A 14,689-nucleotide genomic window follows, 5' to 3' on the forward strand; every position below is an offset into this window, starting at 1 on the left:
ACGCGACACAGATGAACCCCGGCCATTGTGTCGGGGTTTTTGCTTTTCAGTTCAGCCTGACCCATTCTCACTATCCACAATGGAGGTGCGAAATGGATCAATCTACTAAAGACGCAATCGAGAGCATTTCTAACCAGGTTATCAGCGCTACTCGCGACAGGCGGGTTACCCACTCCACGGTGGAGCTCGGCAAGAGCAATCATGAGGAAATCAAGCAGGGCGTGGCTCGAGTACTGAGCGAGGCTTTCCCTGATTCACAGATAAGCGTGAGTGTATTTGGCGCGGGAACCCTAAGGGTCTCTATTACGCACCCCCAATAGCCGATCTGTCGGTTTGTTTTATGCAAGGGCTCGCCATTTCGGCGGGCCTTTTTCGTTCCAGGAGCACACTGTGAAATACACCGGCCTTCAAACCGCCGACAACGTCCCGGGTATTTCCGGTATGCGTCTTGACTTCAAGACTGGCGCTATTGAAATCACCAGTGGCCGGCTTCCAGATGAGTCGCAGATGGTCACCGTCACCGCAGGCGAATGGGTTGAGAGTGACATACCGGCCAATGCCATCGAGCGCTATCGGTTCATCGGTGACCAGGTGATGGCTATCCCCGCCGAGCATCGTGATAGTGCCGAGTTCACGACCGAAGACATGTCGTTCGACCGCGACGGTTCGGACATCCGCACCACGCTGACCTACCAACGTCTTGAGACTGATCAGGAAGCCGCGGAGCGGGTTTCCCGCCAGGTCGGGTCTGGTGTGGTCATTAATGATGCCGGCATGACGATCACTCGCAACGGCAAGGTCATCGCCAGACTGGGCTGCCGAATGGACGGCGAGCAGCCATTTGCTTTCAAGGGTGATCAGTTGTTCATCAACGAGGCAAGCATGGACTCAGCAGCCATTACTACCGAGGTGACTGCTCGGGCCTCTGCTGATGAAGCGTTGCGCACCCACATCGGCGGCCTCCCTATAGCTCCCAGCGACGGCCAGGTGGCTGACTTGATACGCCAAGTAATCCGCAAAGAGCTTCAGCTTGGCGGCATGCTGCACCGCCGCTGAATTCATTCACAAGCTCCCCGCAACGGGAGGAATCGAGATGGCCCATATGCCAGAGAAAGACCCATCCTTTTGGGTGCTTGTAGTGACAGCCCTGAGAGAGAACGGCCTGGCGATGGGCCTGACGTTCGCCTTGACCTGGTTACGGATCCAGTACGACGGCCAGGAAACGCGCCCTGTTCGCCAATTGATCGAGGCCACGCTCGGTGCGCTGATCGTGATGGTGGTAGGGCTGACCGTGAAGGAGTTCGGCTTGAGCATTGCCTGGTCGTTCGCCACCGCTGGCTTTGTCGGCGTGCTTGGGGTTGAGCAGGCTCGTCAGCTCGGCAGGCGCTGGGCTGAGCGTAAGGTCGACGGTCCATGACCCGCGCCACAAATTGACGATGCGCCGTTTCGTGGCGCGAACATCTGAGGTAATCCCATGACACTTGCTACCACCGTCACCAGTGCCAACATCTCACAGCCGACTCAGCCGCGCATGACGCCAGAGCAGTTCGCTTACTGGCTGAACGGCTTCGCTGAGCTGAATGGCGGCGAGCGCCCAACGGTCGAGCAGTGGAAGTCCATCACTGAGCACTTGCAGGCGGTCTTCGTGAAGGTGACCCCGCAGTATGGCCTTCAGATTGGTGGCGTTGCTCATGCCCAAGCCGTAACGAAGTTGACCAGCAGAGTCGCGGACCAAGGCCACGCTGTCGCTAGCCTTATCTGCTGACAGAGGCCCAGTGATCGGGAGCAAGATGGCAGGAGGTTGGTGATGGCTAGCGTTACCGCAACAATCGTTTGCCGCCAACGCTGGTGGCTGAAGTACTACCTGGCCGGCGTCCTGGTCATGACCCATATCACAGGCCGCGAGCCGGACCCTGGCCGTGTATTCCGATGGATAGAGCGCGGCATCAAGGTCGAGGTGCGCTGATGGCCAGGCTCAAGACACTGGGACCGCGCATCAAGGAAAGCGCAGGCTCGCGGGTCAAGGTGGTGAGCCCTGGCAGCTGGCGGAGTGGAATGACCAGCTCCCAGCGTGGCTACGACTACAAGTGGCAGAAGGCCCGAGAACAGTACCTGCGTGACAACCCGCTGTGCGCTTACTGCGCCCGGCAGGGGCGAACGGCAGCGGCCAGCGTCGTTGACCACATCGTGGCGCATCGAGGCGACAAGGATCTCTTCTGGAATCAGGCCAATTGGCAGCCGCTGTGCAAGCCCTGCCACGACTCGGTCAAGCAAGCCGAGGAGGCTGCTGGCCTGATGGGCTGACCGTCAGCGGAATGGCGCGCGGTCGCCCGAGGCACCTTCGAAGCACGTCAGTGGCGTGCTTCGAGGGTGGGGGGAGGTCAAAATACAGCGATTCTCACCTAGCTAGACCGCCACCGACCCCACGTACACATTTTTTCCCGTTTCAGGAAAAGTTAACCATGGCTTTAACCGACAAGAAGCGGCGGTTTGTTGACGCTTTGCTGTCGGGGGCCACAAATCGCGAATCAGCGATCGCTGCTGGGTATTCAGAGAAAACCGCGTCGCAAGCGGGCTCGAAGCTGGCTAAGGATGAGGACGTGCTGACCGAAGTCGGTCGTCGGCTCAAGCAGAAACAGGCTACCAGCTCTGAGGTTAAACCCGGGCGAAAAGTTAAAGGTGAGGATGTTGCGGAGGAGGAGCCGGCTGAGGTCGCGCTCACTCAAACAGATGACCCGCGTGTCTTCCTTACCGAGCTCATGAACGCAAATGGGGCGGATATGCGCATGCGCCTGGAAGCAGCCAAAACGCTGATGCCCTACGCGCATGGCAAGGTCGCCGATCAGGGCAAGAAAGAGCAGAAGGCCGAAGCCGCCAAAGAGGCAGGCAAAGGCAAGTATTCACAGGGCAAGCCGCCACCCGGCAAGCCGTCCCTCAGTATGGTCAAGGGGTAAGTCATGCAATGGACTACTGCCTGCCCGGACTGGTGGCGGCTATTGGCTGCCGGGGAGTCAATCATCCCGGAGCCACTGTTTCCGGATGAAGCGGAAGCCAGCCTTGAGGTGTTCAAGGGGCTGAAGATTGTCGACGCACCTGGCAGCCCCACGATTGAGGCGTCATGTGCGCCTTGGGTGTTGGCCTTCGCCGGCGCGGTGTTTGGGAGCTACAACAGCGAAACCGGCGAGCGCCTGATCCGGGAAGTGATGTTGTGCATCCCGAAGAAGAACAGTAAATCGACGATCGCTGCCGGCATCATGCTGACCGCGCTGATTCGGAACTGGCGGCTATCTGCAGAGTTCATCATCTTGGCCCCGACCAAGGAAATCGCCGACAACTCGTTCATCCCGGCCAAGGACATGGTCAACAACGATGAAGAGCTGAAAGCCCTGCTGCATGTGCAGCCGCATCTGCGGTTGATCACCCATCGCGAGACGGGAGCCACGTTGAAGGTGGTGGCGGCGGACAGCGATGTGGTGGGCGGCAAGAAAGCCGTTGGCGTGCTGATCGATGAAGCCTGGCTGTTCGGCAAGAATCCCAAGGCTGCGGACATGATACGCGAAGCCACGGGCGGTCTGCTGTCTCGTCCGGAAGGCTTCATCATCTGGCTGACGACTCAATCGAACGAACCGCCGGCTGGGGTGTTCAGGTCGAAACTGAACTATGCCCGCGGGGTACGAGATGGTCGCATCGACGACAACCGGTTCCTCCCGATCATCTACGAGTTCTCACAGGAGATGATCAAGAGCGGTGAGGCCCGGAAGCCTGAAAACTTCCACCTGGTCAACCCGAACATCAACTACTCCGTTGACCGGCCCACGCTGGAGCGCCTGCATATGCAGGCCGAGATCGATGGCGAGGCGGAGATGCGCGGCTTCCTGGCCAAGCACCTCAACATCGAGATCGGCCTTGCTCTGATGTCCGACAGCTGGGTCGGTGCCGCTTTCTGGGAGCCCCAGGCCAAGGAAGGCATGACGCTGGACGACTTGCTCGAGCAGTGCGAGGTCATCGACGTTGGCGTCGATGGCGGTGGCCTTGATGACTTGCTCGGCCTGGCGGTGATTGGCCGGGTACGAGAATCCCGCACCTGGTTGCACTGGGCGCACGCTTGGGCCCACCCCTCGGTGCTTGAACGCCGCAAGTCAGAAGCTCCCAGGCTCAGAGACTTGGAAGCGACCGGTGACCTGACCATCGTCGACAAGATCGGCGACGACGTTGATCAGCTGGCGGCCATCGTTTCGCGGATCAACCAGGCGGGATTGCTCGACAAGGTCGGACTTGACCCCGCCGGCATCGGTGCCGTGCTTGATGCGCTGGCTGATGTCGAGATTGATGAAGAGCAGGTGGTCGGCATCTCGCAGGGTTGGAAGCTCACCGGCGCGATCAAGACGACCGAGCGCCGGCTTGCAGAGGGCTCGTTCATCCACTGTGGACAGCCGCTCATGGCCTGGTCGTGCGGCAACGCCAAAGGTGTGCCCTCGGCCAACGCCTTCCTGATCACCAAGCAAGCATCGGGAACCGCAAAAATTGACCCGCTCATGGCGACCTTCAACGCAGTGTCGCTGATGGCCCTCAATCCCGAGGCCCGCGGCGGTCTCGACGACTACCTCAACCACGGCTTTTTCGGATTAGTAGGCTGACCATGGCATTCAAATGGTACAACCCCTCGACCTGGGGTTTCTTCGGCTACACCGACCCGACCACGGGCGACTATGTCGAGGTTGACCTTGAGGTCGGCGGCAAGCGCACCAAGGCGGGGGTGAGGGTCAGCGCCAAGACGGCGTTGTCGATCAGCATGGTCTGGTCCTGCGTCAAGATCCTTTCCGAATCGCTGAGCGGCTTGCCGCTCAAGCTGTATGAGGACAAGGACGGCAAGCGGGCGCTGGTTCCGGGTAATGACCGCTACGCCAAGCTGCTGCGTAAGCCAAACCCCTACATGACCATGCTGAACTTCCTCAAGTTCGTGGTCGTGAATATGGCCCTGCGTGGCAACGCCTTCGCGCTGATCGAACGCAACGTGAACAACGATGTGATCGGCATCGTTCCCTTAGACGGCAAGACGGTCACCATTGATACGGACGAAGACCTGCTCTACTGGGTAACTCCCAGCAAGGGTGATCGGTTCCCGGTATCGCCGGAGAACATGCTGCATTTCAAGCTGTTCAGCCTGGACGGCATCGTTGGTCTGTCGCCCATCGAGCATCAGGCGGAAACCATGGGGCTGGCCAAGGCCGGCCAGCAGTGGTCGGCGCGATTCATGCGCAAAGGTGGATTCACCGGCGGCTACGTGATCTACGAACAGTTCCTCACCAAGGCCCAGCAGGCCCAGGTGATGGAGAAATTCCCCGACGTTCGAAAGGCTGACGCCGACGACATCGGCAAGATGGCGATCCTTCAAGGTAACCCGAAGATCGTTCCGGCCGGCATTAGCCAGAAGGATGCGCAGTTCATCGAGTCGCAGCAGTTCCAGGAAGAAGCCCTGGCGGGCATCTACGGTGTGCCGCTGTGGCTGGCCAACCGCGCCGGCAAGACCTCGATCATGGGTTCGAACCTCGAACAGCAGCTCACCGGTTACATCACCTTCGGCCTCAAGCCCTTCATCGATGCGGTGGAGGACGAATTCAACGACAAGATTTTCACCGCCGTCTCGCGCTTTTCCGAGTTTGCGGTTGAGGGACTGTTGCGCGCCGATAGCGCTGGGCGGGCCACGTATTACGGAAGCGCGCTTGGCGGCTCCGGCGGGTCCGGCTGGATGACCATCAACGAAGTCCGCACCAAGGAAAACCTGCCTCCCCTGGAAGGCGACGAATACAACCGGGTCACCCGGTGGGAGATGCAAACAAATGGCGAACCTTGAAGTCCCGTTCGAGCTCAAGGCCGTAGACGAAGCCGGCAACTTCGAAGGCTACGCCGCGGTGTTCAACAACGTCGACCTGGGCGACGACGTAATCATGCCCGGCGCCTTCACCCGGGTGAAGGCCACCCGCAACGGCAAATTGAAGCTGGCCCTGTACCACGACCTGACCCGCCTGGTGGGGGCCGCCGACTACACCCAAGACGACCACGGCCTCCTGCTGAAGGGCCAGGTCAACCTCAATGTCAGCTACGCCCGCGACGCCTACGAGCTCATGAAGGCCGACATCCTCGACAGCATGTCGATCGGCTTCAACACCATCAAGGCAGATTTCGAGGACCGCGCAGGCCGGCGCGTGCGCCTCATCAAGGAGGCCGAACTCTGGGAGGCCTCCTTCGTACCGTTCGGCATGAACCCCGAGGCCCAGGTCCTCAGCGTCAAGTCGGACATCAGGCTTTTCGAGAAGGCCCTGCGCGAACGCATGGGTCTCTCGCAGAAGGAAGCGGCGGCAGTCGCCTCGCTCGGCTACACCGCGCTACGCCGTGACGGCGGGAGCGAGGCCACGGCGATCGTGGATGAGCTGAAAGAAATTCCCAACTTGTTCACCCAATATTTCGGAGTGTCGCCATGAGCGAAGTGAAAGAACTGAAGGATTCCCTGGAACTGCAACTGAAGACCGGCTTCGACGGCCTGCAGAAGAAGTACGATGCGGCCATGGATGAGGTACAAAAGGGCAACCAGGTCACGACTGACCTGAAAAAGCAGATCGAAGACCAGAAGGGCGAACTGCAGAAAGTCATCGACCAGGTCGTGGATCTGGAGCAGAAGGGCGTCAAACTGCGAGGCCAGCCCGGCGAGGGTAAGAGCTTCATCGACCTCATTCAGGGCGACGACGGTTATAAGTCTCTGAAAAAAGGTGGTGCTCTGGCTGAGCTCGACGTCACCAAGTCCGATCTGGCCAGCATGAAGGAAATGAAGGTCACCAGTGCGGGCATCGTGGCACCGCAGTTCGACCCGGTGATTCAGCCGGGTATCCGCCAAGAGCTGCGCATTCGCGACCTGCTGACCGCCGTGCCGGTCTCGGGGCAGAACTACACCTACTTCCGCGAAAACCTGCACACCCGTGGCGCCGCGCCGGTCGCCGAGGGCGGGCTGAAACCAACCAGCAACGTAACCTTCACCACCGAGACCGATCGCGTGAAGAAGATCGCGGTCTGGATGCCGGTCACCGATGAAGCGCTGGACGACGTCCCGCAGCTGTTCGCGTATCTCCAGCAGCTGCTGCGCTACGACCTCAAGCTCGAGGAGGAGGCTCAGATCCTCAAGGGCGACGGTACCGGCGAGAACCTCAATGGCCTGATGACCCAGGCCACCAACTACAACACTGCCCTCAGCAAGGCCGGTGACACCGCCATCGACCTGGTCCGCCGATCCATCTATCAGGTGCGCAAGCAGTCGCAGATGTCGGCTGATGGCGTGGTGATGACTGAACTGGACTGGATGAATATCGAGCTGCAGAAGGACGGCGAGAACCGTTACCTGTTCGCCAACCTGCAAGGTCTGGTCACCCCTATCCTCTGGGGTCGCCCGGTGATCACCTCGGACAGCATGGACGAGGGCGACGGCACCAACGGTGGCGAATTCCTGACCGCCAACTTCGCTCGTTCCACCACGCTTTTCGACCGCATGTCGTTCCTGTTCAAGATGGGCTTGATCAACGATCAGTTCATCAAGAACGAACGTGCTCTGCTGGTCGAGGAGCGCCTGGGCCTTGGCGTGCGCCGTAAGGAAGCCTTGGTGAAAGGGCGCTTCCCGACCGCCTAACCCCACCGAAGGCCGGCATATCGCCGGCCTCTTCATTTCTGGAGGCAGCATGAAAATCAAGATTCTGTGGGGTTTTGTCGGCAATGGCGCGCTGTTGGGCGGCACCTCGAACAAGATCAAAGCTGGTGAAACCTTCGATGAGGCAGATGACGAGTACGCCTACACCTTGATCGGCAAGGGCCTGGCCGTGGAAGTCGATGCCAGCGGCAAGCCCCGGGTGGCCAAACCGAAGGAAACCAAGCCTGCGGCGCCCAAGGAAGACAAGGCTGCTGCCGAGAAAGCTGCTGCTGAGAAAGCCGCAGCTGAAAAAGCGGAAGCTGAAAAGGAAGCCGCCGAAAAGGAAGCGGCCGAGAAAGCGGCTGCTGAGAAGGCTGCCGCAGAAAAAGCCGCAGCCGAGGCCAAGTAAATGCTCGAGCTGGCCACCGTGAAAATGCACCTGCGGGTCGACGGCAACGAGGAAGATGCCTTGATCGGCGGCTACGTTGCGGCGGCTAAGGCCCATGTCGAGCAGCACTGCGACCGCAAGCTGGTAGAGACCGACCCGGTTGAGCCTGAGGAAATGGGGTTGACCGGCGATGTCGAGCAGGCCGTCCTGCTGCTGGTCGGCCACTGGTACGCCAACCGCGAGGCCGTTGCTGTGGGCACCATCGCCACGGCCATGCCGCTCGCCGTCGAAAGGCTGCTCTGGTACAGGAAGCGCTTCTGATGAAAGCCGGACCTATGCGCCACCGTTGTCGGATCTTCAAGCCGCACCGCGAGCAGAACCGCTCCGGCGGCGCCACTGAAACCTGGGTGGAGGTGGGTGAGGTTTGGGCTGAAATCACCACTCCGACCGGCAGAGTTTCGCCCGTCGCTGAGCAGTTGCAGGCGGTGATCAGCGCCGAGATCCGCGTCCGGCCGCGCTCGGACATCGTCGCTGGCTGGCGACTGACCGAGAAACGCACTGGCATGACTTACCGGGTCGAGGCACCGCTGCTCAACAACGAACTGGACATGCTGCGGCTGCTGTGCTCCAGCGTCCCCAACCCATGAGGTGAACCATGAAAATTCAAGCACTGGGGCCACTGACCGGCGCCTCTGGCGAGCGCGAGAAGGGAGAGACCTTCGTCGTCGAAAAGGCCTATGGCGAAGGGCTGATTGCCCGCGGCTATGCCGTGGAAATCAAGGACGAAGCCACCCCCGACAAGCCAGCGAAGGCCGGCCAGGCCAAGGAGTAGGCCATGGCGCGCCGGTCCAGTATCCGCGGCGATATCCGGCTGCGCCGGACGCTGCGCAACATACACAAGACGATGGACAACGAACTGCAGCCGGCCATGGCCAAGGCGGCGGCGCGCGTGCTGGCCACTCAGCAGCAGCTGATCCCGAAAGACACTGGCGCTGCGTCGGCGGCCCTGCGGATCTACGTCGCCCCCAGCGGCCTGGATGCCCAGGTCGGTATCAGGGGCAAGCGGGACAACCGGCGATTCTTCTACCTGCGGTTCCTCGAGTACGGCACGAAGGGCTATTCCGGCAGCATGTACCAGCGAGCCGACCGCAACGCGGTTGGCGGTGTGCACACCAACAACCGCGACAAGTCGAAGCTGAAAGGGCGCCGCAATGCGCTCCGTCAGCGCGACACCAAGAACAAATCGGATGGGCAGCACTTCTTCGGTAAGTACCCGGACATACCGGCAAGGCCGGCTCACCCGTGGCTTCGGCCGTCTCTGGACGTAAACCGCGAGTACGTGATGGCCGACCTTGAGGAAGCCGTCCGACGCACGCTGCGCAAGGCGAGCCAGGGGGTAGGGAATGGCTGATCCATCGCTGGCTTTGCAGGAGGCTATCTTCGCCAGGCTTCAGGCCGAGGTCAGCTGCTCGATCTACGACGGTGCGCCGCTGAATGCGGCGATGCCGTACGTGTCGATCGACCGGGAGGTCTCAGTCAACAGCAGCCCGATCTCTGGCCGAAAACGCGAAACGCGCCTGCTTTACCTATCTGTCTGGTCCGACGCCGTGGGCCAGGCTGAGGTCAAGCGCATCAACGGCGAGGTCATCGCCGCCCTGGACGAGCGCCGCCTACCGCTGGAGGTGGGGCGTGCCGTTTCCGTCCGGGTCGAGCAGGCTGACGCCCAGCGCGATGCCGACGGTATCACTTACCAGGGCTCGATCACCGTCCGTGTGATTACCACCCACTGAACCACCCAACGGCCGCACCGCGGCTTTTATCCAATGTGCCTTTGGAGGAACCCCCATGGCCGACGACAACCTCAACACAGCCGCCGGCTGCCGCTTCTTCATCGGCGGCAAGACCGGTGCGGACACCGAAACCGAGTACAAGGCCGACACCTACGTTGAAGTGGGCGAGATCGAGGACCTGGGCGAGTTCGGTGACACCTTCAGCAGCGTGAACTTCACCTCGCTGAAAGACGGTCGCGTACGCAAATACAAAGGTACTGCCGACGCGGGCGACCTGACGATCACCGTCGGCCTGGACAACGGCGATGCAGGCCAGAACGCGGTCAAGACTGCCCACAAGGACCGCAGCAAGGGCGATTACAACATAAAGATCACCCTCAACGACGGCGACCCGGATGCTACCCCGGTGATCAACCCGACTACGTTCTACTTCCGCGGGAAGGTGATGAACAACACCGTGGCGCCTGGCGCAGCCGACAACGTGGTTCGCCGCAATATCTCGATCGGCATCAACTCCGACATCCTCGAGCTGCTGCCGGCACCGGTCACCCCATAACACCCGGGGCTTCGGCCCCGGCAACACAGGACCTGATCCATGAACAATACGTTGCACGGTACCGTCACCGTGAAGCTGGGTGACGAGGAATTCACCCTGCAGCCCACCCTCAAGGCCGTTCGCGCAATCGAGAACCGCTTTGGAGGTCTGCGCGGCGCCTCTCAGACGATAAACGCCCTGAGCGTGGAGGGTTGCGCGATCATCCTAGCCGCCGGTGCTGGCCTGGAAGGCAAGGCTGCCGAAGATGTGACCGAGAAGGTCTGGCAGGCGGGCGTGCTCGAAGTATCAACGCAGCTCAACGCCTACATCGTCGCGCTCTATAACCCTCGCGGCGTCGACAAGGGAAAGGATCAAGCCGGGACGGCGTGAGCGCCGTTGAAGACGGAAGTTACGTCGACCGGCTGTTCTCGATCGCTACAGGCTGGTTGGGGTGGTCACCCGATACCGCTTGGCGTACCCCACTGCCCGAGCTGTTCATGGCGATGGATGCCAGGATTGAGTGGGTGCAGATGACAAATCCCTTCGGCTCCGGCAAGGCGGGGCAGCAGCAGGAGAAGCCGAAACCTACTACGGTGGCGGAGAAGCTGCGGCAGGCGCTAACGGGCAGAAGGGCTGCTTGAGTTGAGCTCGGGAGTTATCCTATACCCGATTTGTTTTGGGGATGGATCCATGCAGCTACTTATCCTATTGGCGCTTCTAGTAATCATTGTCCTGATAGCTCCCTGGGTGATGGGGGTAATTGCGACTGTCGTAGTCGCCGGAGGAGCGGCTTTTTTTGTCTTCTGTCTCGGAGCTGCCCTCGTTCTTGGTATTGCAGCGCTTGTGCTGCGATACCTGGGCGACCCGGTAAAGCAACAAGAGCGCCTCGAAAAGAGAGCTAGGAAAGTTGCCGATGCCGCGAACCGAGCCAATAGAAGGACCGATTGATACCCGCATTCATTGTTCTTGAGCCCGGCGATGCCGGGCTTTTTATTGCCTGGAGATCGGCATGGCAGATTCAGACATCCAGGGGATGCTGGTCCGTATTGAAGCGACCACTGCTCAGCTTCGCTCTGAAATCGCAAGAGCTGAGTCCACTGTTGCTCAAGGTGCCACGGCGATAGACCGCGGCCTTGCTCGAATTGACGAGAGCTTTGATCGGGCAGGGGAAAGCGCTCAGAGCGCCGGCGCCCTGATCAAGAATGCTCTAGCCGTGGCGGTAGGCGCTGCCTCGGTCCGTTCCATTATCGATGTCGCCGACTCCTACTCACAGATGTCGGATCGAATGGGGCTGGCGACCTCCAGCGTCAATGAATACAACCTGGTGCAGGACAGGTTGCTAGACACGGCCAAACGCACTTATCGCCCCCTGAGTGAAGCCCAGGAACTGTACATCCGGACGGCAGACAGCCTGAAGTCCATGGGGTACAACACCAGCGAAGCGCTGGATGTGATGGACAGTTTCAGCTTCCTGCTTGTTACCAACTCTGCCAGTACTGACAAAGCAGCCTCTGCCATTGATGCATATTCCAAAGCGCTGCAGACCGGTAAGGTCGAGGCCGATGGTTGGCAGTCGATTCTGGCGGCAATGCCAACCATCGTAGACACCCTAGCAAAAGCGACCGGTAAGAGCGCTGAGCAGATCCGCTCTCTCGGGGCAGACGGCAAGCTTAGTCTAGATATCCTCACCGAAGGCTTGCAGAAGTCGGCACAGGCAAACGGTGAACTGGCTGACAGCATGGGTGTAGCGGTACGTGATGCACTGCAGAATCTCAGCAACGCCTTCACTGTTTATATAGGCCGCTTGAACGAGACCACTGATGGAACTGGGATTTTAGCTCAGGGTATCAGCGTCATCGGGGACAACTTCGAATCGCTGGCGAACATCGCTGGTGTTGTCGCTGTGGGTGCACTTGCGGGCTACGCTCGGAGCCTTGCCGGTAGTGCAGCAGCTTCGCTTGCAGCGACCAAAAGTGCTATCTCGGACGCCATCGCACGGAAGGCCCAGGCGACTGCTGTTTTGCTTGCCGCGCAGGCTGAGCAGCAAAAGGCTCAAACAGCAGTCTTTCTGGCCGAAAAAGAGGCCGTTGCTGCGCGTGGGACTGCTGTACAGACCCAGATGTCGCTGCAACTCGCTGAGGCGAGGATGCTTGAAACGCGAGCAACGAACGCAGTTGCGGCGGCTCAAGCAACTGTTAGTCGCGCCTCTCTGGGGGTCATGGGGGTTCTTGGAGGGCCCGCTGGTATAGCAGCCCTTGCAATCGGTGCCGCAACTGCCTTCCTCACTCTGCGTGACAACACCAGCGTCCTTGAGGAAAAGCTGGGCGATCTCAACGACCCAATTGACAAGCTGGTTGAGCGTTTCAACAAACTAAACCGTGCCACCCAGTCTGTTACCCTGCGCGAGCTGAAAGCTTCGATCGAGGATGCAGAGAGCGAGCTGACAACTGCCGCCGGATCGATTGCATTCGAGTTCCAGAGCAGCCTCACCAATGCAGGATTGGCGGGCGCGTCAGGGTTCATGGGCGGCATCGCGCCGCTGCCGGCCGAGTTCCAGGCGGCGATGGACATCGTGAAGAAAGCCTCCGCCGATCAGGCTGCCGGAATGGCTGTCGACTGGAAGGAGGTCGCTGATCGTATCAGGGAGGTTCCAGGCGTCACCGCAGAAATGGCCGATGCCCTGGAGGAAAGCGGCGGTGCGGCGACCGAGAAAGCAGAAGTAATCAATCGTCTCAAGCAGGCCATGGCTGAGCTGACGGGTGAGACTGATGCGAATACGAAGGCTGAAAGGCAGAACGCAGCGGCTCGGGCAGCAACAGCCCAGGAAACCCAGAAGTATCTCGATCAGCAACTGAAGCAGCTGGCCTCGGCGCAGGACAAGACCAACACTGATGCCGCGAAGCGCTACATCGCAGAGAGGGTTGACCTAACTGAAAGCGAGAAGGCAGCAATCCTTTCGGTTGCAGCGGCCAGGGACGCACAGAAGAAAGCTGACGACGATGCCACCAAGGCACGCCGAAAGGGCGCATCCGAAGCCGAGCAGTCCGCCAAAAAACAGCTAAAGGACTTCGAGTCCACCGAGGAAGGCTACAAGCGGCAAATTCAGCTGATCAACACTACCGGCGATAAGCAGAAGGATGCCACCGAGGTCGCCAAGCTGTCGTTCGAACTGCAGGAGGGTAAGCTTGGCAACCTGTCGAAGGCCCAGCAAAAACACCTGCTGGAACTGGCCGCCGAGCTCGATTCGCTCAACAAGATCAAGAAGGCCAACGAGGACGCCCTGAAACTCAGTGCGTTCAAGGCGGCTCAAGCCACCGGTACTCAGACTGCGGTCAACGGCTACGACCAGGACCTTGCCGGGGTCGGTAGAGGTGACAAAGCGCGCGATCGCATGCGGGCAGACCTGGCGCTACGCCAGAAGTACGTGGAAGACCTCAACTCCCTGAACGAGCAGCGCAACACCGGGCAGATCAGCCCGGAGCTCTACCAGCAGGAAACGCAGGTCCTCGCCGACGAGCTCAACAAGCGTCTCGCGGCCCAGCAGAACTATTTCCAGCGGGTCGATGAGGCGCAGTCGAGCTGGTCGAACGGTGCCACAGCAGCCCTGGAAAACTATCTCGACAGCGCCGCCGATGTAGCCGGCCAGACGCAGGAGCTGTTCACCAATGCGTTCAGCAACCTCGAAGACGGCATCGTCCAGTTCATCAAGACCGGCAAGGCGTCGTTCAAGGACTTCGCGGACGCGATCATTGAGGACCTGATTCGCATCCAGGTGCGCCAGGCGGCCGCTGGCTTCCTCAGTTCGGCGTTCGGCTTCCTGGGCGGCGGTGGGGCGGCGCTGGGGCAGGGCACCATGACCGGATTCAGCGAAGGCTCGTTCGTCGCGAACGCAAAGGGCGGGGTCTACGATTCGCCAAGCTTGTCGGCCTATTCCGGCGGGGTGTACGACAGCCCGCAGATGTTCGCCTTCGCCAAGGGGGCGGGCATCTTCGCTGAGGCCGGGCCTGAAGCAATTCTGCCGCTTCACCGGGGACCGGATGGCTCCCTTGGCGTCATGGCCGCTGGCGCTGGCGGAGGTGGCGGAGAGTCCTCGATTACCTTTGGCGGCATCACCCAGCACATCCAGGTGTCAGGGCAGGCCAACGCTGCCACCCTGGCCGATGTTCGGCGTGCCGCCGAGCAGGGGGCGCGGGATGGCTACGAGCTCATGCTGCGAGACTTCAAGACCAACGGCGCCGGGCGGCAGATGCTGCAGCGGCGGTAACTATGCTCGGCCCGCTTCGGCGGGCTTTCTTTTTGGAGTG

21 protein-coding genes are annotated in these 14,689 nt (G+C 60.5%); all 21 read left to right on the forward strand.

The window, feature by feature from the left end; genetic code table 11:
• Nucleotides 1-390: 390 nt before the first annotated feature.
• The 21 genes from IMX18_RS03895 to IMX18_RS03995 all read left to right on the forward strand — a co-directional run bounded on the left by IMX18_RS03895 (nucleotide 391) and on the right by IMX18_RS03995 (nucleotide 14,649).
• Nucleotides 391-1,056 carry a hypothetical protein gene (locus tag IMX18_RS03895; protein ID WP_122048425.1) on the forward strand — a complete coding sequence of 222 codons (666 nt, stop codon included), beginning with the start codon at nucleotides 391-393 and terminating at the stop codon, nucleotides 1,054-1,056.
• Nucleotides 1,057-1,138: 82 nt separating this feature from the next.
• Nucleotides 1,139-1,417, forward strand: coding sequence for a phage holin family protein (locus IMX18_RS03900; RefSeq protein ID WP_239688277.1), 279 nt, complete (start codon nucleotides 1,139-1,141; stop codon nucleotides 1,415-1,417).
• Between the two features lie 57 nt (nucleotides 1,418-1,474).
• Complete coding sequence (locus IMX18_RS03905; RefSeq protein ID WP_217190994.1) at nucleotides 1,475-1,765, forward strand: hypothetical protein; 291 nt, start codon at nucleotides 1,475-1,477, stop codon at nucleotides 1,763-1,765.
• Nucleotides 1,766-1,807: 42 nt separating this feature from the next.
• A complete protein-coding gene (locus tag IMX18_RS03910) occupies nucleotides 1,808-1,966 on the forward strand; it encodes a hypothetical protein (protein WP_163002512.1) in 159 nt (52 codons plus the stop codon).
• Nucleotides 1,966-2,304: an HNH endonuclease gene (locus IMX18_RS03915; protein WP_122048424.1), complete on the forward strand. Its 339-nt coding sequence runs from the start codon at nucleotides 1,966-1,968 to the stop codon at nucleotides 2,302-2,304. The genes IMX18_RS03910 and IMX18_RS03915 overlap by 1 nt, the downstream gene beginning before the upstream one ends.
• Before the next feature lie 158 nt (nucleotides 2,305-2,462).
• Nucleotides 2,463-2,954, forward strand: a complete 492-nt coding sequence (locus IMX18_RS03920; RefSeq protein ID WP_217190995.1) for a terminase small subunit — start codon at nucleotides 2,463-2,465, stop codon at nucleotides 2,952-2,954.
• A 3-nt stretch (nucleotides 2,955-2,957) separates the two neighbouring features.
• A complete protein-coding gene (locus IMX18_RS03925) occupies nucleotides 2,958-4,637 on the forward strand; it encodes a terminase large subunit (RefSeq protein ID WP_085600385.1) in 1,680 nt (559 codons plus the stop codon).
• Nucleotides 4,638-4,639: 2 nt separating this feature from the next.
• Nucleotides 4,640-5,854 carry a phage portal protein gene (locus IMX18_RS03930; protein ID WP_217190996.1) on the forward strand — a complete coding sequence of 405 codons (1,215 nt, stop codon included), beginning with the start codon at nucleotides 4,640-4,642 and terminating at the stop codon, nucleotides 5,852-5,854.
• Complete coding sequence (locus tag IMX18_RS03935; RefSeq protein ID WP_015271426.1) at nucleotides 5,841-6,482, forward strand: HK97 family phage prohead protease; 642 nt, start codon at nucleotides 5,841-5,843, stop codon at nucleotides 6,480-6,482. Before IMX18_RS03930 ends, IMX18_RS03935 begins: the two co-directional genes overlap by 14 nt.
• Nucleotides 6,479-7,675 carry a phage major capsid protein gene (locus tag IMX18_RS03940; protein ID WP_085600389.1) on the forward strand — a complete coding sequence of 399 codons (1,197 nt, stop codon included), beginning with the start codon at nucleotides 6,479-6,481 and terminating at the stop codon, nucleotides 7,673-7,675. The genes IMX18_RS03935 and IMX18_RS03940 overlap by 4 nt, the downstream gene beginning before the upstream one ends.
• Nucleotides 7,676-7,724: 49 nt before the next feature.
• Entirely contained in the window at nucleotides 7,725-8,081 is a 357-nt protein-coding gene (locus IMX18_RS03945; RefSeq protein WP_217190997.1) for a hypothetical protein, read from the forward strand.
• The gene (locus tag IMX18_RS03950) at nucleotides 8,082-8,381 is read left to right on the forward strand and encodes a head-tail connector protein (protein ID WP_085600393.1); all 300 of its coding nucleotides are present in this window, start codon (nucleotides 8,082-8,084) and stop codon (nucleotides 8,379-8,381) included.
• On the forward strand, nucleotides 8,381-8,707 hold the full coding sequence (locus IMX18_RS03955; protein WP_217190999.1) for a phage head closure protein: 327 nt from the start codon (nucleotides 8,381-8,383) through the stop codon (nucleotides 8,705-8,707). The genes IMX18_RS03950 and IMX18_RS03955 overlap by 1 nt, the downstream gene beginning before the upstream one ends.
• Before the next feature lie 8 nt (nucleotides 8,708-8,715).
• Nucleotides 8,716-8,892, forward strand: a complete 177-nt coding sequence (locus IMX18_RS03960) for a hypothetical protein (RefSeq protein ID WP_217191001.1) — start codon at nucleotides 8,716-8,718, stop codon at nucleotides 8,890-8,892.
• Nucleotides 8,893-8,895: 3 nt separating this feature from the next.
• On the forward strand, nucleotides 8,896-9,471 hold the full coding sequence (locus IMX18_RS03965; RefSeq protein ID WP_217191003.1) for an HK97-gp10 family putative phage morphogenesis protein: 576 nt from the start codon (nucleotides 8,896-8,898) through the stop codon (nucleotides 9,469-9,471).
• Nucleotides 9,464-9,850 carry a DUF3168 domain-containing protein gene (locus IMX18_RS03970; RefSeq protein ID WP_108479916.1) on the forward strand — a complete coding sequence of 129 codons (387 nt, stop codon included), beginning with the start codon at nucleotides 9,464-9,466 and terminating at the stop codon, nucleotides 9,848-9,850. The genes IMX18_RS03965 and IMX18_RS03970 overlap by 8 nt, the downstream gene beginning before the upstream one ends.
• A gap of 55 nt (nucleotides 9,851-9,905) precedes the next feature.
• Nucleotides 9,906-10,406 carry a hypothetical protein gene (locus tag IMX18_RS03975; RefSeq protein ID WP_217191005.1) on the forward strand — a complete coding sequence of 167 codons (501 nt, stop codon included), beginning with the start codon at nucleotides 9,906-9,908 and terminating at the stop codon, nucleotides 10,404-10,406.
• 39 nt (nucleotides 10,407-10,445) lie between these two features.
• Nucleotides 10,446-10,775: a hypothetical protein gene (locus IMX18_RS03980; protein ID WP_085600403.1), complete on the forward strand. Its 330-nt coding sequence runs from the start codon at nucleotides 10,446-10,448 to the stop codon at nucleotides 10,773-10,775.
• A gap of 41 nt (nucleotides 10,776-10,816) precedes the next feature.
• Nucleotides 10,817-11,026, forward strand: a complete 210-nt coding sequence (locus IMX18_RS03985; RefSeq protein WP_085600513.1) for a hypothetical protein — start codon at nucleotides 10,817-10,819, stop codon at nucleotides 11,024-11,026.
• 49 nt (nucleotides 11,027-11,075) lie between these two features.
• Nucleotides 11,076-11,333 carry a hypothetical protein gene (locus IMX18_RS03990; RefSeq protein ID WP_217191007.1) on the forward strand — a complete coding sequence of 86 codons (258 nt, stop codon included), beginning with the start codon at nucleotides 11,076-11,078 and terminating at the stop codon, nucleotides 11,331-11,333.
• Nucleotides 11,334-11,394: 61 nt separating this feature from the next.
• The gene (locus tag IMX18_RS03995) at nucleotides 11,395-14,649 is read left to right on the forward strand and encodes a phage tail tape measure protein (protein ID WP_217191009.1); all 3,255 of its coding nucleotides are present in this window, start codon (nucleotides 11,395-11,397) and stop codon (nucleotides 14,647-14,649) included.
• The last annotated feature ends 40 nt before the right edge of the window (nucleotides 14,650-14,689 follow it).

Source organism: Pseudomonas shirazica (assembly GCF_015168335.1).
Classification (GTDB): domain Bacteria; phylum Pseudomonadota; class Gammaproteobacteria; order Pseudomonadales; family Pseudomonadaceae; genus Aquipseudomonas; species Aquipseudomonas asiatica.